Raw genomic sequence first — 22491 nt, 5'->3', positions numbered from 1 at the left:
TGTTACTTAACCCGGAGCAGGTCTTCATCGCGGGTGGTATATCGGGGTGACTGCATCTCTCTTTTAATTGCCCACTGTTGCTGGGTACCCTGACCGGCGAAATAAAGCGCTCCCCTTACTTCCTTTGCATTCATATGATCCAAAATCTCCATCAGCTTCTCGCTCCCCCTTGACATGAAAGAAAAAGCCTGCCTTTGACTTGTCGGTATTTTTACTGTCAGGCATGTTGCAAAACTTCCCCTTATCAAATACATTATTTGTAACAATAGTACAACAAACATCACAAAGTGGTAGGTATAACACAATCTGAATTTCGTCATGAAAGAGAAGGTCCACAAGAAAAACTAAACTCCTTTATTAAGGCATAGACACAGATCAAAATATCGTAGCTAAGCGTAAGTTAAAGTTACAAAAATAATTCAACAAAACAAAACGTTACTTAAAGGAAATTTATGATTAAATACATTATCGCCTTAAAATTCGTAATATTCGGGCGTTCACAAGAACTATTCTATTATTGGAAGAGTGAGATTATAAGGAGACCGTATTTTTCAATCATAAGATTACTACGCGAGAAAAAATTAAGACACAGAAATTTCCTTTTTTGGTGGCGCCTAGCCAATGAAATGTACAAAAATGGTGGGAAATACCAAAAAAGAGCAGCAATAAAGCTGAATAACAAAATAATTGAGAGATTTGGCTGTGAAATAGGATTGGGTGCAAATATAGGCAAAGGCTTATTGATCCCGCACCATTCAGGCATAGTTATTCACGGCTCTGTTGACATTGGGGATAATTTTATTATCAGACAAAACTGCGTAATAGGACAAATAGACAAGGATTGCAAATCTTTAAGGTTAACAATCGGTAATAATGTTGACATAGGTGCAAATACATGCATCATTGGTCTTTCTGTGAAAATTGGTGACAATGTCAAAATTGGTGCAATGTCATTTATTAAATCTAATATTCCATCTAACTGCACCTACGTCACAGAAAAAAAATCACGAATTATAGTTTCCCCCTCCTCATAGAGGGGGTATTAATATTTGTTCAGACAAACGTTCAGATGTAAGCAGGAAAAAAACCAGATAGAAAACTGCCGTGTACTTTTCATGATCTCAAAGCCAAGGGAATATCGGATTATGAAGGCTCGAGTAAGGACAAGCAACTATTCCCAGGTCACAAAACTGAAAGCCAGGTTGTGGTTTATGACAGAAAAGTGAAAATTTCTCCCACACTGGATCTTCCAGTATTGGGCAAATCAGAAGATGATGATGACGAGTTTTATACCAAGTGAATATACCAACACTATACCAAGTGTGACATGAGTCGTTGAAAGGAATTGTGCTAAGTGTTTGAATAGTGGCGGAGAGAGGGGGATTTGAACCCCCGGTAGAGTTACCCCTACTCCGGTTTTCGAGACCGGTCCATTCAGCCGCTCTGGCATCTCTCCGTTTTGGCGGTTGCCATGATGCCAGGTAATTTGGCATTTTAACAGACCCAGTTCCGTCAATTTCGTTCAAGTGACGAGTTTGCGAGCAAAACGATGATTAAGTGGCCCTGGAAAGAACAAGAAGCAACCCGGAGTGACGATTGGCCGTGGGACGACGCCCTGGCTATTCCCCTTTTGGTGAATCTCACCGAGCAAGAACAAGCCAGACTTATTGCCCTGGCCGAGCGCTTTTTACATCAAAAAAGATTAGTCGCTCTTCAGGGGTTTGAGCTGGACCCGCTAAAAAGTGCGCGCATTGCTCTGCTATTCTGTTTACCTGTTCTGGAAATGGGGATTGAGTGGCTTGACGGGTTTCATGAAGTTCTCATCTACCCTGCCCCATTTGTCGTAGACGATGAATGGGAAGACGATATTGGGCTGGTGCATAATCAACGCGTGGTACAGTCCGGGCAGAGTTGGCAACAAGGCCCGATAATCCTCAACTGGCTTGATATTCAGGATTCCTTTGATGCCTCCGGCTTTAATCTGATCATCCATGAAGTGGCGCACAAGCTTGATATGCGTAATGGCGATCGTGCCAGCGGTATTCCGGCGATTCCCCTGCGCGATATAGCCGGTTGGGAACACGACCTGCATGCTGCTATGAACAATATTCAGGATGAGATCGATCTGGTTGGAGAAACTGCGTGCAGTATAGATGCCTACGCAGCGACCGATCCTGCTGAATGCTTTGCCGTGCTATCCGAGTATTTTTTCAGTGCTCCTGAATTATTTGCTCCGCGTTTTCCTGCCTTATGGCAGCGTTTCATCCAGTTTTATCGCCAGAACCCCATGGAGCGGTTACGCGATACCCGGGGAGACGACGATTATCGCTCACCAAACACGCATTAACACTGAATTTGAAGATTAATTAACCAATTGAAATGACGCGCTAATTTTACTGTTGACACCTCATGATGAGGTCAGTAATATGCGCCTCGTTCACACGATTCCTCTGTAGTTCAGTCGGTAGAACGGCGGACTGTTAATCCGTATGTCACTGGTTCGAGTCCAGTCAGAGGAGCCATATTTCTGTTTTCATGCCGCCTCATTAATACCTATTTGGTTTTGATACAACGGCTTAGCGTGAAAACTCTTCCCGATGCATTTTGATTTTATCCTCCGCATCGGGAAAAATTGGTGGTCAGATTTGGGGTCAGATTGGTTCGATGACGGAGTGACCCCCAAATGTCTCTTAACGACTCAAAAATCCGCAACTTAAAACCATCAGTAAAATCCTTCAAAGTTTCCGATTCCCACGGTCTGTATCTCTTGGTTAACCCAGCCGGTTCACGTCTCTGGTATCTCAAATATCGTATCAATGGTAAAGAATCCCGCCTTGGCTTAGGTGCCTATCCCGATGTTTCTCTGGCTTACGCCCGACAGCAACGTGATGGCATACGCAAGCTGCTGACGCAGAATATCAATCCTGCACAGCAACGTATCGCAGAGAAAGCTGCCCGCTCTCCGGAAAAAACGTTTAAGCACGTTGCATTAAGCTGGCATAAAAGTAACAGAACATGGTCACAGAATACCGCCGACCGTATGCTTGCCAGCATGAACAACCATATCTTCCCTGTGATTGGACACCTGCCGGTAACTGAACTGAAGCCTCGTCACTTTATCGACCTGCTGAAAGGCATTGAGCAAAAAGGTCTGCTGGAAGTGGCGGCACGTACACGGCAGCAGATGTGCAATATCATGCGTTATGCTGTGCATAAGGAGTTAATAGAGAGCAATCCGGCGGCGAATCTGGACGGTATCATCGCCCCTCCGGTTAAACGCCACTACCCTGCCCTTCCACTGGAGCGATTGCCCGAGCTTTTGGCTCGCATTGGCGGATATCAGCAAGGACGAGAATTAACCCGACTGGCTGTATTACTCACCCTGCACCTGTTCATCCGTTCCAGCGAACTGCGCTTTGCCCGTTGGTCTGAGATTGATTTCAATCACAAAATCTGGACCATTCCGGCCACTCGCGAGGCCATCCCCGGTGTCCGCTATTCCGGACGTGGCGCGAAAATGCGTACACCGCATATCGTTCCCCTCTCCAGTCAATCCATCGATATTCTGAAACAGATCCGGGAAATATCCGGGCATCAGGAGCTGATTTTTCCCGGTGATCATAATCCGTATAAACCCATGTGCGAAAACACTGTCAACAAGGCGCTGCGCCTGACAGGATATGACACTAAAAATGAAATCTGCGGCCACGGATTCCGGGCAATGGCCTGCAGTGCCCTGATGGAGTCAGGCCGGTGGTCACAGGATGCCGTTGAACGTCAGATGAGCCACCAGGAACGCAATAGCGTTCGGGCGGCTTACATTCACAAAGCGGAATATCTGGAGGCCCGTAAAGCGATGATGCAGTGGTGGTCGGATTATCTTGATATTTGCCGAAAATCTTATGTACCACCCTATATTCTGAACAGAGAAAAAAACGACACTGCAGCCTGACGAATGAATTATCCATCCTGACAAATCAAAGCCGTATCAGTGCAGACTGATGCGGTTTTTTTCCTTCGCCAACAACACAGAGTTCCAACAAAAATCAGGAGTATTATTTTATTTTTTATAATAGAAAGTTTTTCTATAAACTCATAACTCCAACTATAGGGCAGGATCGTCTACCGGAACGGGGTCAGTCCACGATATTAACTCAGCAAAATGGCATGAAAAGTCAGCTGGTATATTTCTGTTATCTCCCCCGTACTGCATAACAGGTCTGGGCGTTATCTTCCCTGTTATTCACTCGTTATTTTCGGGTGCCGATAAGTTCAAGAATATCTTCTTTTATTTTGGCGCATGCATTGCTTGCCAACCTGGTACTATGCCAGCACAGAGATATTTCACGACTAAAATGCGGATATTCAATACGTGAAAACCTGAGCTTGCGCCCTTCCAATTCAGAATAGGTTGTATTCCACGGCAGAACGGTTACTCCCAGCTTCGCTTGCACTGCGGCAAATAATAACGTGATCGAACTGGCCTCAAATAAAATGTTGAAGGGTAATCCTTGTTGGCTCAAAGCGCGCTCGACGCGGGTTCGTATAGAGTTAGGAAAGCCAGGGAGTATCATAGGAAAACGAGCAAGCTCCGAAAGTGAGATCGCATCGAATGGCCATTCACATTCAGGCCACATTACCATATGCAGATCTTCAGAAAAGAGGTGGACTTTACTGACACCGGGCGATTCCACCGCATCAGCCGCAATAGCCAGATCAATACGTCCACTCTCAATCATTCCGGGCATATCGGCCGTCGGGATCTCAATGAGTTCGAGTGAAATACCGGGATAGCGCTCAACCACCCTCTGGGCCAAAGGAATAGCAAGCATTCTGGAAGAGCTCGAAGGGAGCCCGACGGATACTTTTCCCTGCGGAACGTCGGCATCCAGCTTTAACAGCTCGCGTGTTCTGTCCGCCTCACGCAACAACGCCTGCGCGTGCCGGTAAAGTGTTTTCCCTGCCGCTGTAGCAGTAACCCCATGAGAGCTTCTTTCCAGAAGCTGCATCCCCATTTCTTGCTCAAGGTTGCGTATCTGCTGGCTTACTGCGGGCTGAGCGATATGCAGCCCCTCACTCGCACGCGTGACATTGCCGAATTCAACAACCTTAACAAAGTACCGCAATTGACGTAGATCCATAGGTTACCCACACACCTTATCCATAAATAAAAACGATTGCTTCAGCGCAAATCCATATTTCAAATCTATGACGTTATTTCTTATGCTGAGTTCACTTAAGTACTACTGCGCTTTTTCTTACCCACAGCTCAGTGGCACTGACGCCCATGAGGCAAGCCCCTACTGCGCAACATATTTTATCGACTCGGCTAAGGAATTTGAAATGCGTACATTATTTTCTGAATCATCAGATATAACGCCCCGGAAGCTGGATGGCCTTACTATCATCGATTTCACTGCCGCCGTTGCAGGGCCACTTGCAACTCAACTACTCGCTGATAGCGGCGCCCGGGTAATTAAAATTGAGCCACCAAACGGGGATTTTCTCCGTAAGACCTGGCCTATCGGCGATACGGAGCCCTCTTATTATTTTGTCAGCGTGAACCGGGGTAAAGAAAGCGTATGTCTTGACCTGAAAAATGCAGAGGACCTTGATTTTGCAAAAAAATTAATTCGTCACGCAGACGTGCTGGTTGAAAATTTCCGTCCCGGAGTGATGAACAGACTGGGGCTTGGCTATGATGCAGTGAAACAGCTCAACCCCGAGATTATTTATGCTTCATTAAGTGGTTTTGGGCAGACGGGGCCAAATCACGATCACGCATGTTTTGATCTGGTCGCACAAGCCTATTCGGGGTTGATGCAAACAAATGGCAACAATAATACGGGCCCAAACCGTGTCGGCTTTTCAATAGCAGACGTTGCCACAGCAATGTGGGGTTACATGGCAATAACTACCGCCCTTTTCGCTCGTGAACGCTACGGAGAGGGAGATCACATTGATGTAGCAATGGTTGATTCCCTGTTTGCTATGCAAATTGCGCCGGTAGCGGCATATACCTCACTGAATAAAGAGCCTGAGAATGACGGCAACCGTAGTGGTGCCGCTGCACCATTTGGCACGCTGCCAACCCGGGACGGTCATATTGTGGTTGCCGTTGTTAGTGAAAAACAATGGCAGATATTTTGTAAGACGATCGATGCGCCTGAACTTGCGCAAAATGAACTGTTTGCGTCCCCCTCCCTGAGGCTGAAAAATCGCGATTATATGCGTGAAATTCTGCACCCACTGTTTATTCAGAGAACAAGTGCTGAATGGCTGGACATTCTACAGGTCGGAGGTATTCCTTCAGGTCCGATTAACACGATGGAGCAAATTTGCCATTCTGCTCAAATTAAAGAGCGCAACATGCTGGTTACTGTCGGGAACATCAAAGTTGCAGGTAACCCTATGAAGTTTTTGAAACAAAGCTATGCCAGCCACTATGCTCCTGTTCCTGAAGCAGGTGAACATACTGCTGCAGTGAAACAAGAGTTCTGCCAAAAGGAGAGCAAATGATGACTCACTATATCAATATTAATGTTGAATACACTGCTGATATTTGTACGATTCGTTTCAATCGTGACCACAAGTGCAATGCATTTTCAAATGCGATGTCCGAAGAGGTACTCTCTGCGATACGGGCAGCGGAGAAGAACTGCAGGGCTATTGTGCTTACAGCAAACCCTGATATTAAAGTCTGGTCGTCAGGGCATGATTTATCTGAGATCCATGACGTAAAAGAGTTAATTCACGATCCGATGTTTGACCTGTTTAATGGTATTATTAATAGCCCTGTACCTATTATCTGCGCCATTGACGGTGATGTCTATGCAGGAGGTTTCCTGATCGCGCTTTTCGCAGATATTGTCCTTGCTACGGAACGCTCGCATTTTTGTATGACGGTCAATAAGATGGGTATTCCTCTGCCGGAATATTGCTATGCATTTGCCATCAGTGTTCTGGGCGCGCGAAAAGCAAAAGAAATGTTTCTATGCAGCAAGCCCATTGATGCTGTCGATGGATATGCACAGGGCCTCGTGAACTATGTCGTCACCACTCCTGCTCAACTTGAAGAGCGTCTGTCAACGTTACTCGAAGGCATCTGTCTTTGCATGCCCGAAGGTTTAGCCTATACCAAAGCGGTATTTAACTCTCTGACACATGGGATGGTAGACAATCTCAGGCACACCCCAGGGATACGACAGCAGTACCGCAACCTTGTGGCAAACCCCGAGGTGGTACATCGCGTCAATGCGCTGATAAGCAAACTAAGCCGACGGTAGTCAAAGCCTGCACCATGAAAACTTAATCGCGAAATAGCACCAATTGCATTCAATGGGTGGTTTTCAGGACAAAATTTCTCAGCGCCGGTGAAGTGTCTCCGCGTCGGTATGCGAGGGCCAGTTTCGCACCGGGGATCTGGTCAGCAATCGGGCGATATACTACTCCCATGACATTAACTTGCCTCATTGAAGCGGGAACCACTGATACGCCGAGTTCTGCGGAAACAAGGTTTATAACGGAAGTAATTTGCGGTACCAGTTGCCCGATTTTCGGCTCAAAACCGGCGTGACGACATGCCGCAATCACCGAATCATACAGTGACAAACCGATCTCGCGAGGGAAAAGCAAAAATGCTTCATCCTTAAGGGTATGGAGTGCTATCCGGTCACACGCTGCTTGCGGATGCGTTTCTGCCAACACAATAACCATCGGTTCTTCAGGAAACAGTCTGAGATGAAAACGCTCACTACCGCCAAAGCCCGGTCTCAAAAAAGCCACATCCAACGATCCCTCATTCAACCCATCAGCCAGTCTCGTCGTATTTCCCTCTTCCAGCTGTAGACATACGTCTGGGTATGCTCGTTTGAAAGTACGGATTGCATCAGGAACGACACTATTAAATGCTGCAGAGGCGGTAAACCCCACCCTTAACACTCCTGATTCCCCCCTTGCGATCCGCTGTGCCGCCTGAGTGGCTCTCTCCGCGGCGACAGGAATACCTTTAACGACTTCGTAGAATGCTATCCCCGCTTCAGTCAATTCTGCACCGTGCGGCACTCTTCGAAACAGGAGTGTACCCAGCTCTCTTTCCAAATCCTTAATCTGCTGGCTAAGGGGTGGCTGCCCTATCCCTAATTTCGCAGCAGCCCGCGTGAAATGCCGTTCATCAGCAACAGCCAGAAAATAGCGGATATGCCGTAGCTCCATCATCATCTCCAAAAGCAATTAAGGTTGTCATTATCATATATTGGAAGAATGAAGCTGGCGAGCGCATGATGATTTTAACAGGAGGTACAACATGTCAAATTCCCTTAATTACCCAACACGCAGCTGGCTTTTTACCCCAGCAACCCGACCTGAACGCTTCGCCAAAGCATCTGAAAGCGGTACTGATGTCTCCATTATCGATCTTGAAGATTCCGTTACCCTCAATGACAAGGCGGATGCTCGACAGAACGCGATGAATTTACTCTCTTCACGCCCATCCACATCTCTGAAACTGGCACTAAGAATCAACGGGCTGGACACTCATGCTGGTATCGAAGACCTCTATACGCTACTGGAATGTAATGTATTTCCTGACTACATCATTCTTCCTAAAACAGAGTCAGCTGCACACCTGCAGATTCTGGATCATCTTTTGACGATGACAGGCTCTGACACACGCCTTATTGGCATTATAGAGTCCGTGACTGCTCTCAATGCCGTAGAGTCCATTGTCAGTGCCACTCCCAGACTCAGTGGACTGATGTTTGGAGCCGCAGATATGGCTGCGGATCTTGGCGCGGCACTCGCCTGGGAACCCCTGGTCCAGGTACGTGCTCGGATAGTAGCAGCGTGCGCCATGAAGAGTATTCTTGCGATAGATGCCCCTTTCTTTGGTATACACGATTTTTCAGGTTTACAGGATGAAACTCTTCGCGCATCTAATTTCGGATTTTCTGCAAAATCGGCCATTCATCCCACACAAATCAGCTTAATCAACACAACCTTTACTCCCACAACAGCAGAAATTAATCGCGCCCGCTCAGTCGTGGCAGAGAACGTCAAAGGCGTTGGAACCGTTAATGGCGTAATGATAGATGAAGCGGTTGCACGCCAGGCCCGACGGTTACTTGCCCGGGCAGGGATCGTTGACTGATTTCTTTTTGTTAATAATAGAGGAAATAATTATGGACACTCTACTGCCTGCCTATAAAGCGCTTGGCAAAAGGCACTACCGCGAAATCTCGGGTCTGTACTGGGAGGATTTCAACCCTGGAGATGTATTTGAGCATCGCCCCGGACGCACGATACTGGATGCAGATAACGTGTGGTTCACTCTTCTTACACTCAATGTACAGCAAGTCCATTTCGATGCAGCTTATGCGAGTAAAACGGAATGGAAAAAGTTATTAGTTGACTCAACGTTCACGCTGGCTCTTTTAACCGGCATGAGTGTCCGTACAGTCAGTGCCAAAGTCGTGGCTAATCTTGGATGGGATAAGGTGAAAGCGGTCCACCCTGTGTTCGCGGGCGATACTCTTTATGCTGAAAGCACCGTGCAGAACAAACGCCTGTCAAAAAGCCGTCAGGGACAAGGCATCGTTACCGTAAGCACGCGTGGTATTAATCAGGATGGCATTGAAGTAATGAGTTTCGAACGCACAATGCTGGTTTATTGCCGAGGCTGCTCACCTGAAGAAGACGCTGGTTATTGAAGAATAATAGTGAGGTTTATAACAATCATGAATATTAATCAATTGTATGCTGAAAAATGCGTCACAGCTGAAGAGGCGGTTTCCTCTATTGCCTCCGGCAGTCGCCTCTCCATGGGGATGTTTGCTGCAGAGCCCCCCGCACTATTGAATGCTCTGGCAAAGCGGGCAGAAAAAGGTGAAATCAACAATCTGCGGGTTTACTGTTACGAAACGGCAAAAATTGCCGGTGATACCATTTTCCGCTATGAGCTAAGTAACCGTATCCAGCTCTACAGTATGTTCATTACGAGCGTGGAACGAGCACTTATACGACAGGGTATCGAGCATACCGGACGTAAAGTTGTCAATTATGTCCCCTCCAATTTTCATCAGGCATCGCGGTTACTAACTGAAGAGATCGGTATCGATACCTTTGTACATACCGTTTCCTCCATGGATAATCATGGCTATTTTAGTTTCGGGACAGGAAACGACTATTCTACCCAAGTGGCGAGATCAGCCAAAAAACTTATCGTTGAAGTTAACCGATACATGCCACGCGTCCTGGGAGAAGGTACAGCGGTTCATATCTCTGAAATTGATGCAATTGTTGAAAACCATGTACCTTTGATTGAGCTACCGCTACGTTCCGCAGTGGCTGAAGATTATGCCATCAGCCAGATTATTGCACCTCTCATACCTGATGGAGCCTGCTTGCAGATGGGGGTAGGCGCATTGCCAAATCTAATTTGTAATGCGCTCAGGGAACACAATGATCTGGGGATTCATACAGAAGCACTAAACCCTGGCCTGGTCGATTTGATTCGACGAGGTGTAGTCACTAATCAGCGTAAAAATTTAGATCGGGGAAAATCAGTTTTTACTTTTGCTATGGGTCAAAAAGACATGTACGACTATATCAACGATAACCCTTCATTTTTTAGCAGGCCTGTCGATTATGTTAATGACCCGAGAATCATTGCACAAAATGACAATGTTGTGTCCATTAACGCAACCTTACAAATTGACCTTACAGGTGCCTGTAATTCTGAACATATGCTTGGTCATCAATACAGCGCTTCAGGAGGGCAACTGGACTTTGTCAGAGGAGCATATGCCTCTAAAGGTGGCCGATCTATTATCACTGCACGCTCAACAGCTGCAAAAGGCACCCTTTCTCGTATTGTTCCCCGTCTTGATGGACCGGTAACAACACCACGCACAGATACGCACTATATTGTCACTGAGTTTGGTGCAGTCAATCTGAAAGGGCTGTCATCAACTGAACGTGCGCTAAGCATCATTGAACTAGCACATCCAGAATTTCGAGATGAATTAACCGAGCACGCCAGAAAATTGCATCTGATTTAAAAAGTAGCACCGAGCTACAGGCAGTACTCCGAACGTTTATTAGCAGCCTAAATTTATATTAGTAAAACCATATATTCAGTTTACTGAAAGGGGCTGTCGCTGTAGGCAGCCCTATGACAACGCCGAGTAAGTAGTTGTGGTCGTCAAATTATCTGGATACTGCCGCATATCTTATGTACTCCCTATATTCTGGGCAGAGAAAAAGCGACACTTCAACGTGACTAATGACCTGACAAATCAAAGCCGTATCAGTGCAAACTGATGCGGCTTTTTTTGTTGTCACTGACCCTAAACCACCTCCCAGGGAGGTGGTGATTGATCCTGTAAGGCTACGATCCTGAAACGGCTGATGCATCTGAAGGGAAATCTGGAGGCGATGTTTATAACAAAACACCCCCGACCATCAAGGCCGAGGGCGGTTAAGGTGTCAAATATCCGCTATCCCGTTAACCGTAATGCGTCACCGATTAAGTGAACGGCATTGCCCTTACAGGGGCATTCTTAGAAGGTGGCTTTTACTTTATCCGGCCACACGGGAAGCCGTGGTGGCTATACGGTGCAAAAGACCCACATTTCCGGATGAAAAATACTTTACAAATTTAATGAAAATGAAAACCCCTCCCTGTCAGAATTGACAGTTTTATTTTATGTCCAGAAGCGTTTAATAGCTTGAAGTTTTTGAGGGTACTGTGAAAAAATGAAAAATATCAAATTATACACACATAAGAAAAATGCAGGCGAGATATTCATTACAAATACCTCACGAGTTTCTGATAATCATTTTCAGGCTGATTTCAAATTAGTTCCGGACCATCACTTTTACTCTGATTGTCTCACCTGCTCAAACAGGATAAACCCATTATTTTTACTGGAATGTGCAAGACAGGCTGAAACATATTTGTCACATGCTGAATTTGGTATCGCGCTGGACAATAAATTCTTGCTCGATAATTGGTCCATAACATATTACCCATCAAGATCAGGAATTACGGAAAATCTTAAAGCTGATATTTACACAAAACACCCGACCATTAATAAAACAATCAAAAATGAATTTGAAATTACTTTCAAATTAAACGGGACGATTATAGGAACCGTAACAATAGAGGTAAGATACATAACAAGTCATTGTTATACGCTCATTCGTAGAACACCCGATATAAGCCCCCCGACAAGAGTCGTATTGCCACTTACTCCTGACTGTGTTTGTTACACAAAACCAGAGAATGCTATTCTGGCAGATCTGAATGATAAGGGGCCGTATGTCAATGCAATAATTAATATTGATAAAAGTAACAAATCGCTTAATGATCATGAGCAGGATCATATCACTGGTATGAACCTGACTGAGGCAGCAAAACAAATATGTTATAGCTACCTGTCGATATATATGCATGAAAAAATCGAAAGATTTATTCTGGTAGAACTTGACGGGCATTTTTTCAGTTATGTGGGAAAGAATATCCCTACAATAGTAATAATTAAAAAAGTTGAATTACAAAATGGTATTTATTCCTTTGACGTTGATGTAACCCAGAATGAAAAAACGCTGGCAACCGTAAATCTGAAACTGAGAGGTGAATATGAATAAGTTGAGAAGTTTACTCACAGATGTATTTGGTATTTCTGAAAACGACATTCGGAATGACAGATCTCTTGAGAACATGGGGCTGGACTCTATATGCATAGTGGAGTTTCAGATTGAAATTGAAAGGGCCTGTAATATTGATGAAGGTCGGCTTGCTCTGGTCAATACGGATACTTTGCAAAGCATTATGGAAAGGGTCAGAGAATTGCAGCATGCAGAATTAAAAGGTGCATGAAGATGAAAAGTAAAGTCGTGGTTACAGGCATGGGAATTATCTCCTCAGCCGGGCACACTCCGGAAGCATGCCGTTCGACGCTGCTTGAAGGAAAAGGTATGGCCAAACCCGATCCCCGCCTGAGCAGTCTTGACATCTCATGGTCATGCCCCATTCAGGATTTCATACCTGACCAACATATGAGTAAATCATTGATCTGGCGGTGTGACCCTTTTATTCAGTATGCGTTATATGCCGCCCACAGTGCTGTCGAAGATGCGGGTTTAGACCAGGCTCACAGAGGACTGAAAACAGGTATCGTGATGGGCAATTCCCTTGCGGGTATAACCTCTCTGGAAGCGTTAAATAAAAGAGCCTTTCAGGAAGGAGCGGGAACAATTGGATCGCTTTATCTCTTGTCCACAATGGGAAGTATGGCAACCGGTAATATTGCTATTGAACTCGGTATTCATGGTCCAGCATACCTTACGGGTACAGCATGCTCATCCGGTACCGATGCAATTGGAACAGCCAAAAACCTTATCGAAAGCGGAGAATGCGACATTGTTCTAGCTGGAGGCAGCGAGGCTCCGATCACACCACTGGTTGTATCCTCGTTCACAAAAATCGGTGCACTTTCAAAAAATACAGACCTGCCGCATGCGTCACGTCCCTTTGATAAAGAAAGGGACGGTTTTGTCATCTCCGAAGGTGCAGCGGTCATGGTATTAGAAAATGAAAAAACTGCGCTAGATCGCGGAGCCAGGATCTATGCAACCTTATCCGGATATGGTTCTGCAAATGATGCATATCATATAACCTCGCCAGCCCCCGATGGTGCCGGGTTATCTCAATCAATTTACAAGGCTCTGGAAGATGCTTCATTATCTCCGGGTGATGTTCAGTGCATTAATGCACACGGCTCATCAACACCATTAAATGATCGCCTTGAGGGGAGTGTTTTCTCCGTTATATTCGGCGGCCATCCCTGGGTGACATCCACAAAAGGGGTTGCCGGGCACAGTCTCGCCGCAACGGGTGCCATGGAAGCCGTTTTTTCTGTATTGACAATATTGCATGATGAAATTCCTCCTGTTGCCGGTTTAAAACACATTGATGAAGAAATTAAAATCAATATTGCAACTGATATCATCCGGGGAGCAGGTATTAAAAATGTACTCAGTACATCTCTGGGATTTGGAGGGCAAAATGCTGCCCTGATATTTTCCCAATACCAACAAGGATAATAGATATGAATCTCAAAAAAATAAAATTATTTGCGATCGACAGTGACGGTGTCGTCCTGAATGACACCTACAGCCCGGCAATTAAATTTTTTGTTGAATCGCTTGGTGTGAACTATTCACCACTAATCGAACGCAGCGTCTGGGGTTCGCCACAAGTGACCGCTGGCCATAATCTCGCGCTCGCCTGTAAACTTCCCTATTCAGGTGAAAAAGTCATTAAAGATTTTTTTAAAACCAGAGAGAATTACCTGAAACTACACCCGGTTGAGGTCCTTCCGGGTATAGAATCAACTCTGGCGTTACTATGTAGCACAGGAGCACGTATTACATGCTATGGGGGACGACATAAGGACTATAGCTTCGATAAGTTTTTAAAACCCTATGAAAATTATTTTGATAAAAAGATGCCATATATTGACATCAATTATTTTCGCCCCGGAATGTATGAAATTGTAAAAGAGAAATTTGACCTAAATTTTGATGAAGTCGTTTTTATTGACGACATCAACCGGGTTGCTGAGGTATGTAAATCTCTGGGCGCAGGATTTATTGGTGTTCCCGCATCTATGCCACATAACTACCAGCGCGAAGAAATGATTGCTACCGGTGTTAAGTATATGGTGAACAGATTTACAGATATTACTGAAAAACTCATACATAGGGTCGACGATCATCTGTTCTCTGCAAACCTCTGGAAATAAATAAGGTACAGCATGGAAAAACTTAGCAACTTAGTAGTAATTTATCTTATACCTATAATATGCGGCTTTACCGCAGCCAATATGTATTACGTCCAACCACTGACTCCTGTGATCAGTAGTGAACTTATGGTTTCTTATGAGAAAGCATCCATGCTGTATTCATTCTCTCTGGCTGGCAATGCATTATCCTTATTTTTTATCATCCCTTTGGGGGATTTCTATAGTAAGAGAAAGTTAATTACATTCCTGTACTCAGTTTCGACTATAGCTTTACTGATCTTTTTCATAACAGACAGATATTACGTTTTATCTGCCACAGCATTCTTAATCGGAATAGGTACGTCTGTCATTCCTTTGATTACTGCCGGGTTGAGCAAACAAAAAGACGGGACTAAATATATAGGAAGAATAATGGCTGGTGTATTAACTGGCATACTTTTTTCCCGTTTTCTGTCAAGTATGCTTAGTGAGCTTTGGGGCTGGAAGTCGGTATATGCTATAGCTGCACTGCTGATGTTCTTATCCGGTCTATTACTATTTATCAATTATCCAGCATCCGAAAACAAGGATAAGAAAGATAAAAAATCTTATAGCCATATTTTATATCAGAACATCAACGGAATCTCACAGAATGCTGTCATAAGACATTATTGCCTGAACGCATTTGCCATTATGTACCTGTTCTCCGCATTCTGGAGCAACGTATCGATGTACCTGACAACAGCTTTCCATCTTAGTCAGTTACAAGTTGGGATTTTTTCCCTTACAGGGGTTTCCGGGGCCACATCCGCCCTATTCTCTTCCCGGATACTGAAAAGCATAAATTACAAAAACAATGCACTGTACTTTTTAATTGTAGCAAGTCTTTTGGTGATGGGATTTTGCGGGAATATTTTAATTATTACTATCATAGGTGCACTGCTGATTGATGCATTTATTCAGCTAATACACGTCAATAACCAGCGAGGGTTATTTCTTTCCTGTATGGGAAACGAAGCACGGGCCGCAAGTTGCTACATGTCGAGTTTTATTACCGGAGGTGCGACTGGTGGATTTATATCTTCTTATCTGTATACCAAATATGGATGGAGTGTGGTGCTGATTAGCTGCGCAATCATTACTTTAATTCCGATGTTTATAAAATTGCGAGAAAAAGTTAATGGACAATACTGATACTGCACGAAGTAAAAGAGATATTCTGAATCATTATTTATCATTGATGACGGGAGATGAAAAACATGCACCTTCGTCTATTTCCACGCTTGATATCATCCAGGTGCTGTATGAAAAAGTCCTGAATTGTTCCCCCGAAAAAGTACTGGATAAATACCGGGATCGCTTCTTTTTATCTAAAGGCCATGGCCCCATGGCCTTTTACGCCGTGTTGACATTAAAGGGTTTTATTTCTCCGGAACTCCTGGAAACCTACGGTGAATACAGCAGCAAACTTGGATACCACCCGGACCGGACTAAACTGGATTGCGTTGAAATTTCCAGCGGCTCGTTAGGACACGGCTTACCTCTGGCTATTGGCTCAGCTCTGGCCCTGCGGGCCAGAGGAATTACAGGCCCAAAACATTGGGTTCTTATGGGGGATGCGGAGCTCGATGAAGGTTCAAATTTTGAGGCTATTCCTTTTGCAGGCAGACATGGGCTGTCAGAGTTGAATGTCGTGGTCATAGACAATGACTCATCCACTCTCGGCTGGCCGGGAGGAATATCGCATCGTTTTTCAATTGAGGGCTGGGAGGTCTCCCGTGTTAATGGCAGAGATCATGAAGAACTCTACAGGGCGTTTTCAAGAGAGCATCCCCATAAACCTCACGCCATTATTGCAACAGTAGAAACCAAATCAGGTAAACCTCGTAGACAATTTTAGGAGAAAAAAATGAAAAAAGTTTTAACCTGGGATCAACGGTTTGCCGAAATAAACGCGATGAGACAGCGCTTTGCTGCCGTCATGTCGGACTTGATCAGAGAAAACGACAAGGTTGCCCTGGTACTTGCTGATATTACTGCAGAGAGATTCACCGACGTTTTAAGAGATTTTCCTGACCGGGTTATCAATGCCGGGATCAGGGAACAACTGATGATTGATATTACGGGTGGTCTGGCACTATCAGGCATGCGTCCATTTGCGCATACATTTGCCAGCTTCCTGATAGAACGCCCCTTCGAGCAAATTAAAATTGCGCTGAATCATCAGAATGTCGGCGCGATACTGGTCAGCGCAGGAGCCTCCTATGATTTATCGGTGGATGGAAGAACGCATCAATCACCGGCAGATGTTGCTCTGCTGAATACACTGGCAGACTGGAAAATCATCGTTCCAGGAAATGCCGAGGAAGCAGAATACGCGCTTCGTCTGGCCGCAAACGATACTGGCCTGTATTACATCCGGTTATCAACGGAAACAAACGAGCAGACATACTGGTCCGGTGAAAACAGCTTTACGGTACTGAGAACGGGTCATCAGGGCACAGTGATCGCAGTCGGACCTGTTGCTGAAAGAGTATTAGCTGCCACAGAGGATATTGACATAACAGTATTGTACGCACCCGTTATCACTCCTTTCGACAGCATAACATTGCGTAATACTCTTTCAGTTCCGAATATTGCAATCGTTGAGCCGTATCTAGAAGGAACTACAACTCATGCCATTGCTGAGACATTGTCCGATATATCTCACAGAATATTATCTATTGGCGTGAAGCGACAGGAACTCAGACAATTTGGGACACCGGAAGAACACATCCAGGCGCATGGACTTGATATACACGGCCTGAGAGAACGTCTTTCAGAATTCTATCGTTACTGATATATGATCTGACGGGGAAACCCCTTGTCAGATCAAACCTTCGGAGGTCGCTTTAAAGATCGCATAACGAACAGATGTAACATTCAATTTACTGAGAACATTATTGATATGAAATCGGACGGTCCTTTCAGTCACACCAAGAATCAACGCTATCTCCATATAAGTCTTTCCAATCTTCAGTAAATTCATAACTTCCTTTTCACGTTCTGTGAACGCATGCTTTGGTATTTGCTCATAATGGGTCTCAAAAAGACTCATAACGTCAAACAATATTTGATGCTTTTCGCTGGCATATAACTTAACAAAAGCATCATCATCGTCGTTAAAATAAATAGTGAAAATCACCACATCATATTTTATTTTTATTACAAACGTCACTCCACTGCGAATACCATACTTATCGGACAAAATTTTAATGTCCTTATTATCGGTATTTACAGAAGACCATTTAAAGGGGGTAATTTTATCTTTAGCTTCCAATACAATATTGCTTCGAAGATGCAATTTTCTTTTGAGGAAATCTTGCTCCCAACAATGTGGCAGGTTCGATATAATCAAAACATCATCAAGAGCATTGATGATGAGGATTGAGTATCTCTTTATGAATATCTGATTAAGATATTCTTCTATGAATTTTTTAATCATCATTACACCTTGCATGTTAGATTTCACACAGTTAATGACGAGTGATTGATATCCGCCCGTATTAAGCAATGCTATTATATCACATGTATATGGTTGCATAATTGATTAATCACAAACAATAATTATAACAGTATACTTTCTCATAAGCCAACTCTTCACCCACCCGATGAAATAATAAAAAAGAAAACATGACTCACTTTACAAGTAGGCATCGATGTTTTTTAATTATGATATTCAGCATATTTAATAATCATTAATTGTCACTTTAACCTTGAGTAAACTGAGTATTATAGCTTTGAATGACATTACCACTTCATAGTGTTTTATTCATACATAAGAAGTTAACTCTGTATATGTTTTATATCTCTGGTCATCTGCCCTCCCGAACAATTCATTGCCAGATAAATTGCACATCTGCGCTGATGCATAAAAACAAACGTCCCTTAACTGACCCGATAATATACAGAAAGAGGTAATATTATGCCAAAGCACACCCCATCATTAGCTACAGATAATAAAATGCCCGTCTGGGTTACTATATCAGAAGCCGTTGAGATTGCGACAGAACTGGCAAAACAAAAGATTAACCCCAGCGACATTTATCGTCATGCCTTTAGGGGTGATATTTTTCTGTCCATTTATTTTCAGTCACCCGTAATACTTAAAAAAACACTAGTTATCAATGAGAAATTAAAATTCAGACAATTCGAAGGAGGATTAATTGAAAAACTTTGCTTACTTGACCCGCAAGCATTTCTCTATGGAAAAAAATATATTCTTAGTACTGAGGATAAATACACTTATCCTATACAACAGATTATTGATACGACGCTAAAGGGTTATGAATATTTTTTACTCCAACGAATACTGGCACATGAACTCAAATTTCCTCTTCCAGTTTCAGGTGCAAAAACAGTCAACTACGGCATAACTGTTGAGCTTTCAGGAGCGACCTATCAGGTCTTTGAGAAAATGACCTGGTTAACTCGGGCGAAAAAACAAATTGCTCAATTACCTGAAGATATTTCGCATGACATTATAGCTCAACTCTCTGCCGAATGTTACAGCAAATATCAGCAAAATGGATATTTCCCTCTCTATGACTTACCGCCGGATGCTTGCTTTATCATCCGTTATTCAGAGGTTGAAAAGTTAATTAATTTATATGCAAAAAACAAAATACCACTTAACTCATCAACACGTATGACTACTCCTTTATCCCGCCTGCTGTGGCTGGCTTGCAAGCACAATGATGCTATCAGCTCATTGCTGAAACATCCCTATAAGCTTCTCTCCATCTTTGAATTATGGGCTTCAGATGATGGCATCACGGAAGCGCTAAGCGCCGAAACTCTCAAAAATGCACTGGAACGTGGTGCTCCTCCCTTAACATCCTTATCCCGCTAATATCATTCTCACCCGATACAACTTAAAACCTTAGTAAGGATCACGCCCCCTTATTAAGGGCTCATCTGCTTTCCTGCAAGTGAACCTTATGTTTTTTTATAAACGACGAGGCTATTCGTCTATTTAAGCCAGAGGAGGAAGATATGACACCCCATCGTCTATTACGTCTCAAACAGGTTGAAGGAAAAACAGGTCTAAAACGATCTCAGATCTACCTGTATATGAAAAATGGAATGTTCCCGCGTTCCATAAAGATCGGTCTGGCTAGTGTGGCCTGGCTCGAATCAGAAATTGATGAATGGATAGACCAGAAACTAACTGAACGTCAAGTCAGCTGAAGAACTCCATTTATTTTTATCTATTCAATTTACGCCCTGAAATACAGAGTGAGGAGAAGACAGGATGATCTCGTCAATTAATTACGCCATCCTGACTGATGCGTTGCACGCGTTGAGGGAAGGCAATATTCGTCACTGCGAATACCTCGGATTCACTTTTGACGAAATTAATACTCTCAATCAGCTATCACTTGATGAACTATTTACCGTTAGCCGGGCAGCATCTCCCTTTGTTTCGGTAAGTATACGCCATGATGTTCTGCAATATGTATTGGTGCAGGCTCGTCAGGAATACCGGCTACAGCAGCAGATTAGCCGGGCTATCCGGCTGGGTGGTTCGATTGCGTTGCTCAACCATTATTTTGGCCTGACCTCCAATGAGATCTGCCTTCGCCGACGGTTGCTGGGCGTCAACGTACCCTATGGTCGTACACCTGAACCGGACGAAGAGACCGATGTAGCTATCTGGCAGCAATGGCAAACATACCGGGTTGAAAACCTCGAATCACCTGAGGCACTGATTGCCATGATGCAGGTAGCGGAAAACTTGCTGCCGAAGGCCAAAGTCCTTTCACTCACCACAGTCTGGAAGTGCATTGCACTTTGCGAGCAGCAAGCTTCTGCTGACAGGAGGAAACCACATGCCGGATGAGATCGATCGAGATCAGGAATTTAATGAACAGCGGCTCGAGGACATGATTGAACAGAACCGTTTTAAACCGGGAGCAACACCATCATTATTCAAGTGCCGTGTGTGTGGTAAGCCCATTCCTGAAAAGCGACGACAGACACTGCCAGGCATAACAACCTGCACGGAATGCCAGAAAAAACTTGAGCATTGCATACGCTAATCATAAAGACGTGCTGAGATGTTATTTCCCAGCACGTCTTTAAAATCACTTATGGATTAAAACAATTGCCCATTGGTTTTACATCCTTTTCCCACCCACTGCTTATTAAATTCCCAACTAATTTATCTCTCTTATTTTTGTTTTGAATTTATCGTTTATATCTCGCACCAGACATCTGATTATTAATAACGCTATTACGACATAACTTCCTTGGTGGACTTTAATTCATCCAGGCCAGGCATTGCTCTTTAACAAAATGGACCGGGCTATCACGTAACCATAATTCAGGGTGCCGCTGAATGTTCTCGCTGCCTCGTTAAAACCGGAATGCAGGATTGGGATGTGATCTGTTTATTTAACTCACATTTGTTCTCACTAAAGGAAATTCCATGCGAAAACCCCTTTATCACGTGTTTGTCACTCAGGAAAGCCAACCCGACCCGCAGGGCGAAAAAAACACCTGGTGGACGAAGGTTGGCGTGGCCTTCGCCCATCACGGCAAACCCGGTTTAAACATTGTGCTGACGCCAGGTATTGCCGTTTCCGGCAAGCTGGTGCTCCTCGAGCCTAGGGATGACAGTGACACATCACAGGAAGCCCAGCCCGCTTAACCGGTCCTTTCCCTTTTCCCGGCACCGTGTCGCCTTATGGCATTACGCGTTGCCCGGTTTATCGTTCCGAGGCCACCATGCTTTCCACCTCCGCATTTCTGACGGTGGCTATGCAATGTGCCGCCAGCGTTCATCCGACCACCGCGCTCGATATCGCGCGGGTTGAATCCGATTTGAGTCCGTATGCCATTGCTGAAATTGTGCCCGGTGGTAAAGGTGTGATTTCACATTTTCCCGCCAGCCGGGATGAGGCGGTCAGCCTCACCGGACGGCTCGCGGCACAAGGCCGACGTTATTCGGTCGGGCTGATGCAAATCACCAGTACCAATTTCCATCACTACGGAGTGACAGCCACCGACCTGTTAACCCCCTGCGTCAATCTGTCGGTCTTTGAGCGTATCCTCACCGATTGCTACCGGCGCGGCGGCACTCTGAAGCGTGCGCTCAGTTGCTACTACTCCGGCAATTTCCAGACAGGTCAACGACCGGAACCGGCCTTTAACCAGACCAGCTACGTCCAGCGTATCGGCTATGTTGTGCCTTCAACGCGGGAAGATAGACAATCCCGTCCCCCCGAACGGGCAAAACCGGAAATCCATTACCCCACCACCGTCCTGCGCGGTGACATCCCCGTCAACTCTGCATCCCCGCCACTCCCCCTACGCTATCCCAGCACCGTGATCCGTGGCGCATTACCCGTCCCTGTCACTCAAGAGGAAAAATGATGATGCGAAAACTGAATTACTGGCCCGTCCTCTCTTCCATATTCATGACAACCCCGGCGCTGGCGACGGACAGTGGATTTAATAAAGCCAATGACACGCTGAGCAATACCTCCACCGGCCTGCTCGGATTGGCCGCCGTTACCATTACGTTAGCCACCATGTGGGTGGGATACAAAGTGCTGTTTGACGGCAAGAGCCTGCAAGACATGCGCAACGTCATCATCGGCGCAATCCTCATCGTCGGCGCATCCGGTTTCGGTGCCTACTGGGCGTCATAAGGGAGGCCGCA

At 44.9% G+C, this 22491-nt stretch carries 25 protein-coding genes, 2 tRNA genes and 2 pseudogenes; 24 read left to right on the top strand and 5 right to left on the bottom strand.

What is annotated here, in order from left to right:
• Window positions 1-2 precede the first annotated feature (2 nt).
• Window positions 3-167, bottom strand: a pseudogene (locus OGV93_RS16645) (DUF4113 domain-containing protein); the annotation flags it as partial.
• Between the two features lie 285 nt (window positions 168-452).
• Between OGV93_RS16645 and OGV93_RS16640 the strand changes: the two are divergent.
• Together OGV93_RS16640 and OGV93_RS16635 are read left to right on the top strand one after the other, a co-directional pair.
• On the top strand, window positions 453-1034 hold the full coding sequence (locus tag OGV93_RS16640; protein WP_047416060.1) for a serine acetyltransferase: 582 nt from the start codon (window positions 453-455) through the stop codon (window positions 1032-1034).
• Window positions 1035-1105: 71 nt separating this feature from the next.
• Window positions 1106-1300 (top strand): annotated as a pseudogene (locus OGV93_RS16635) (hypothetical protein); the annotation flags it as partial.
• A gap of 66 nt (window positions 1301-1366) precedes the next feature.
• Here OGV93_RS16635 and OGV93_RS16630 read toward each other — a convergent pair.
• Window positions 1367-1456: transfer RNA gene (locus OGV93_RS16630), tRNA-Ser, on the bottom strand.
• A gap of 93 nt (window positions 1457-1549) precedes the next feature.
• Between OGV93_RS16630 and mtfA the strand changes: the two genes are divergently transcribed.
• The 3 genes from mtfA to OGV93_RS16615 all read left to right on the top strand — a co-directional run bounded on the left by mtfA (window position 1550) and on the right by OGV93_RS16615 (window position 3952).
• Complete coding sequence (gene mtfA / locus OGV93_RS16625) at window positions 1550-2347, top strand: DgsA anti-repressor MtfA (protein WP_202195365.1); 798 nt, start codon at window positions 1550-1552, stop codon at window positions 2345-2347.
• Window positions 2348-2446: 99 nt separating this feature from the next.
• Window positions 2447-2522: transfer RNA gene (locus OGV93_RS16620), tRNA-Asn, on the top strand.
• Between the two features lie 161 nt (window positions 2523-2683).
• Window positions 2684-3952 carry a tyrosine-type recombinase/integrase gene (locus tag OGV93_RS16615; RefSeq protein ID WP_287109844.1) on the top strand — a complete coding sequence of 423 codons (1269 nt, stop codon included), beginning with the start codon at window positions 2684-2686 and terminating at the stop codon, window positions 3950-3952.
• Window positions 3953-4250: 298 nt separating this feature from the next.
• Here OGV93_RS16615 and OGV93_RS16610 read toward each other — a convergent pair whose 3' ends face one another.
• The gene (locus OGV93_RS16610; RefSeq protein WP_287109842.1) at window positions 4251-5141 is read right to left on the bottom strand and encodes a LysR substrate-binding domain-containing protein; all 891 of its coding nucleotides are present in this window, start codon (window positions 5139-5141) and stop codon (window positions 4251-4253) included.
• 202 nt (window positions 5142-5343) lie between these two features.
• Here OGV93_RS16610 and OGV93_RS16605 point away from each other — a divergent pair, with 202 nt between their 5' ends.
• Together OGV93_RS16605 and OGV93_RS16600 are read left to right on the top strand one after the other, a co-directional pair.
• Window positions 5344-6519, top strand: a complete 1176-nt coding sequence (locus tag OGV93_RS16605) for a CaiB/BaiF CoA transferase family protein (RefSeq protein ID WP_287109840.1) — start codon at window positions 5344-5346, stop codon at window positions 6517-6519.
• Window positions 6516-7286 carry an enoyl-CoA hydratase/isomerase family protein gene (locus OGV93_RS16600; RefSeq protein ID WP_287109838.1) on the top strand — a complete coding sequence of 257 codons (771 nt, stop codon included), beginning with the start codon at window positions 6516-6518 and terminating at the stop codon, window positions 7284-7286. Before OGV93_RS16605 ends, OGV93_RS16600 begins: the two co-directional genes overlap by 4 nt.
• 49 nt (window positions 7287-7335) lie before the next feature.
• Here OGV93_RS16600 and ripR read toward each other — a convergent pair whose 3' ends face one another.
• Window positions 7336-8214, bottom strand: a complete 879-nt coding sequence (ripR, locus tag OGV93_RS16595) for an itaconate degradation transcriptional regulator RipR (protein ID WP_287110141.1) — start codon at window positions 8212-8214, stop codon at window positions 7336-7338.
• Between the two features lie 91 nt (window positions 8215-8305).
• Between ripR and ripC the strand changes: the two genes are divergently transcribed.
• The 10 genes from ripC to OGV93_RS16545 all read left to right on the top strand — a co-directional run bounded on the left by ripC (window position 8306) and on the right by OGV93_RS16545 (window position 17625).
• Window positions 8306-9148, top strand: coding sequence for an itaconate degradation C-C-lyase RipC (ripC, locus tag OGV93_RS16590; protein WP_287109836.1), 843 nt, complete (start codon window positions 8306-8308; stop codon window positions 9146-9148).
• A gap of 31 nt (window positions 9149-9179) precedes the next feature.
• On the top strand, window positions 9180-9707 hold the full coding sequence (gene ripB / locus OGV93_RS16585) for a (R)-specific enoyl-CoA hydratase RipB/Ich (protein WP_287109835.1): 528 nt from the start codon (window positions 9180-9182) through the stop codon (window positions 9705-9707).
• A gap of 24 nt (window positions 9708-9731) precedes the next feature.
• Complete coding sequence (gene ripA / locus OGV93_RS16580; protein ID WP_287110139.1) at window positions 9732-11057, top strand: itaconate CoA-transferase RipA/Ict; 1326 nt, start codon at window positions 9732-9734, stop codon at window positions 11055-11057.
• A gap of 697 nt (window positions 11058-11754) precedes the next feature.
• Window positions 11755-12648 (top strand): AfsA-related hotdog domain-containing protein, encoded by an 894-nt coding sequence (locus tag OGV93_RS16575; RefSeq protein WP_287109834.1) that lies wholly within the window; start codon window positions 11755-11757, stop codon window positions 12646-12648.
• Window positions 12641-12880, top strand: a complete 240-nt coding sequence (locus OGV93_RS16570) for an acyl carrier protein (RefSeq protein WP_287109832.1) — start codon at window positions 12641-12643, stop codon at window positions 12878-12880. The genes OGV93_RS16575 and OGV93_RS16570 overlap by 8 nt, the downstream gene beginning before the upstream one ends.
• Before the next feature lie 2 nt (window positions 12881-12882).
• Window positions 12883-14106 (top strand): beta-ketoacyl-[acyl-carrier-protein] synthase family protein, encoded by a 1224-nt coding sequence (locus OGV93_RS16565; RefSeq protein ID WP_287109830.1) that lies wholly within the window; start codon window positions 12883-12885, stop codon window positions 14104-14106.
• Window positions 14107-14111: 5 nt separating this feature from the next.
• Complete coding sequence (locus tag OGV93_RS16560; protein WP_287109828.1) at window positions 14112-14807, top strand: HAD family hydrolase; 696 nt, start codon at window positions 14112-14114, stop codon at window positions 14805-14807.
• 12 nt (window positions 14808-14819) lie between these two features.
• Entirely contained in the window at window positions 14820-15980 is a 1161-nt protein-coding gene (locus tag OGV93_RS16555) for an MFS transporter (RefSeq protein ID WP_287109826.1), read from the top strand.
• On the top strand, window positions 15967-16686 hold the full coding sequence (locus OGV93_RS16550) for a thiamine pyrophosphate-binding protein (RefSeq protein ID WP_287109824.1): 720 nt from the start codon (window positions 15967-15969) through the stop codon (window positions 16684-16686). Before OGV93_RS16555 ends, OGV93_RS16550 begins: the two co-directional genes overlap by 14 nt.
• A gap of 9 nt (window positions 16687-16695) precedes the next feature.
• Entirely contained in the window at window positions 16696-17625 is a 930-nt protein-coding gene (locus tag OGV93_RS16545) for a transketolase family protein (RefSeq protein WP_287109823.1), read from the top strand.
• Window positions 17626-17652: 27 nt separating this feature from the next.
• On the opposite strand, the gene OGV93_RS16540 is transcribed toward OGV93_RS16545, so the two are convergent.
• Window positions 17653-18285: a helix-turn-helix transcriptional regulator gene (locus OGV93_RS16540; protein WP_287109822.1), complete on the bottom strand. Its 633-nt coding sequence runs from the start codon at window positions 18283-18285 to the stop codon at window positions 17653-17655.
• A gap of 465 nt (window positions 18286-18750) precedes the next feature.
• Between OGV93_RS16540 and OGV93_RS16535 the strand changes: the two genes are divergently transcribed.
• The 7 genes from OGV93_RS16535 to OGV93_RS16505 all read left to right on the top strand — a co-directional run bounded on the left by OGV93_RS16535 (window position 18751) and on the right by OGV93_RS16505 (window position 22480).
• Window positions 18751-19677, top strand: a complete 927-nt coding sequence (locus OGV93_RS16535; protein ID WP_287109820.1) for a hypothetical protein — start codon at window positions 18751-18753, stop codon at window positions 19675-19677.
• Window positions 19678-19820: 143 nt separating this feature from the next.
• Window positions 19821-20015: an AlpA family transcriptional regulator gene (locus OGV93_RS16530; protein ID WP_287109818.1), complete on the top strand. Its 195-nt coding sequence runs from the start codon at window positions 19821-19823 to the stop codon at window positions 20013-20015.
• A 64-nt stretch (window positions 20016-20079) separates the two neighbouring features.
• Window positions 20080-20667: a DUF2857 domain-containing protein gene (locus tag OGV93_RS16525; RefSeq protein WP_287109816.1), complete on the top strand. Its 588-nt coding sequence runs from the start codon at window positions 20080-20082 to the stop codon at window positions 20665-20667.
• A complete protein-coding gene (locus OGV93_RS16520; RefSeq protein WP_287109815.1) occupies window positions 20657-20866 on the top strand; it encodes a TraR/DksA family transcriptional regulator in 210 nt (69 codons plus the stop codon). The genes OGV93_RS16525 and OGV93_RS16520 overlap by 11 nt, the downstream gene beginning before the upstream one ends.
• A 389-nt stretch (window positions 20867-21255) precedes the next feature.
• Window positions 21256-21477, top strand: a complete 222-nt coding sequence (locus tag OGV93_RS16515; RefSeq protein WP_287109814.1) for a hypothetical protein — start codon at window positions 21256-21258, stop codon at window positions 21475-21477.
• A gap of 77 nt (window positions 21478-21554) precedes the next feature.
• On the top strand, window positions 21555-22202 hold the full coding sequence (locus OGV93_RS16510; protein WP_287110137.1) for a lytic transglycosylase domain-containing protein: 648 nt from the start codon (window positions 21555-21557) through the stop codon (window positions 22200-22202).
• Window positions 22199-22480, top strand: a complete 282-nt coding sequence (locus OGV93_RS16505; RefSeq protein WP_287109812.1) for a TrbC/VirB2 family protein — start codon at window positions 22199-22201, stop codon at window positions 22478-22480. The genes OGV93_RS16510 and OGV93_RS16505 overlap by 4 nt, the downstream gene beginning before the upstream one ends.
• Window positions 22481-22491 lie beyond the last annotated feature (11 nt).

Source organism: Citrobacter sp. Cb031, from assembly GCF_030336725.1.
Classification (GTDB): domain Bacteria; phylum Pseudomonadota; class Gammaproteobacteria; order Enterobacterales; family Enterobacteriaceae; genus Citrobacter; species Citrobacter braakii.
Note: the sequence above shows the minus strand (reverse complement) of the source record. Positions and strands in the feature narration are given on the sequence as shown.

Coding starts and splice junctions, on each gene's coding strand:
- OGV93_RS16640 (WP_047416060.1), top strand. CDS start 453: ATGATTAAATACATTATCGCCTTAAAATTCGTAATATTCGGGCGTTCA.
- mtfA (WP_202195365.1), top strand. CDS start 1,550: ATGATTAAGTGGCCCTGGAAAGAACAAGAAGCAACCCGGAGTGACGAT.
- OGV93_RS16615 (WP_287109844.1), top strand. CDS start 2,684: ATGTCTCTTAACGACTCAAAAATCCGCAACTTAAAACCATCAGTAAAA.
- OGV93_RS16610 (WP_287109842.1), bottom strand. CDS start 5,141: ATGGATCTACGTCAATTGCGGTACTTTGTTAAGGTTGTTGAATTCGGC.
- OGV93_RS16605 (WP_287109840.1), top strand. CDS start 5,344: ATGCGTACATTATTTTCTGAATCATCAGATATAACGCCCCGGAAGCTG.
- OGV93_RS16600 (WP_287109838.1), top strand. CDS start 6,516: ATGATGACTCACTATATCAATATTAATGTTGAATACACTGCTGATATT.
- ripR (WP_287110141.1), bottom strand. CDS start 8,214: ATGGAGCTACGGCATATCCGCTATTTTCTGGCTGTTGCTGATGAACGG.
- ripC (WP_287109836.1), top strand. CDS start 8,306: ATGTCAAATTCCCTTAATTACCCAACACGCAGCTGGCTTTTTACCCCA.
- ripB (WP_287109835.1), top strand. CDS start 9,180: ATGGACACTCTACTGCCTGCCTATAAAGCGCTTGGCAAAAGGCACTAC.
- OGV93_RS16575 (WP_287109834.1), top strand. CDS start 11,755: ATGAAAAATATCAAATTATACACACATAAGAAAAATGCAGGCGAGATA.
- OGV93_RS16570 (WP_287109832.1), top strand. CDS start 12,641: ATGAATAAGTTGAGAAGTTTACTCACAGATGTATTTGGTATTTCTGAA.
- OGV93_RS16565 (WP_287109830.1), top strand. CDS start 12,883: ATGAAAAGTAAAGTCGTGGTTACAGGCATGGGAATTATCTCCTCAGCC.
- OGV93_RS16560 (WP_287109828.1), top strand. CDS start 14,112: ATGAATCTCAAAAAAATAAAATTATTTGCGATCGACAGTGACGGTGTC.
- OGV93_RS16555 (WP_287109826.1), top strand. CDS start 14,820: ATGGAAAAACTTAGCAACTTAGTAGTAATTTATCTTATACCTATAATA.
- OGV93_RS16550 (WP_287109824.1), top strand. CDS start 15,967: ATGGACAATACTGATACTGCACGAAGTAAAAGAGATATTCTGAATCAT.
- OGV93_RS16545 (WP_287109823.1), top strand. CDS start 16,696: ATGAAAAAAGTTTTAACCTGGGATCAACGGTTTGCCGAAATAAACGCG.
- OGV93_RS16540 (WP_287109822.1), bottom strand. CDS start 18,285: ATGCAAGGTGTAATGATGATTAAAAAATTCATAGAAGAATATCTTAAT.
- OGV93_RS16535 (WP_287109820.1), top strand. CDS start 18,751: ATGCCAAAGCACACCCCATCATTAGCTACAGATAATAAAATGCCCGTC.
- OGV93_RS16530 (WP_287109818.1), top strand. CDS start 19,821: ATGACACCCCATCGTCTATTACGTCTCAAACAGGTTGAAGGAAAAACA.
- OGV93_RS16525 (WP_287109816.1), top strand. CDS start 20,080: ATGATCTCGTCAATTAATTACGCCATCCTGACTGATGCGTTGCACGCG.
- OGV93_RS16520 (WP_287109815.1), top strand. CDS start 20,657: ATGCCGGATGAGATCGATCGAGATCAGGAATTTAATGAACAGCGGCTC.
- OGV93_RS16515 (WP_287109814.1), top strand. CDS start 21,256: ATGCGAAAACCCCTTTATCACGTGTTTGTCACTCAGGAAAGCCAACCC.
- OGV93_RS16510 (WP_287110137.1), top strand. CDS start 21,555: ATGCTTTCCACCTCCGCATTTCTGACGGTGGCTATGCAATGTGCCGCC.
- OGV93_RS16505 (WP_287109812.1), top strand. CDS start 22,199: ATGATGATGCGAAAACTGAATTACTGGCCCGTCCTCTCTTCCATATTC.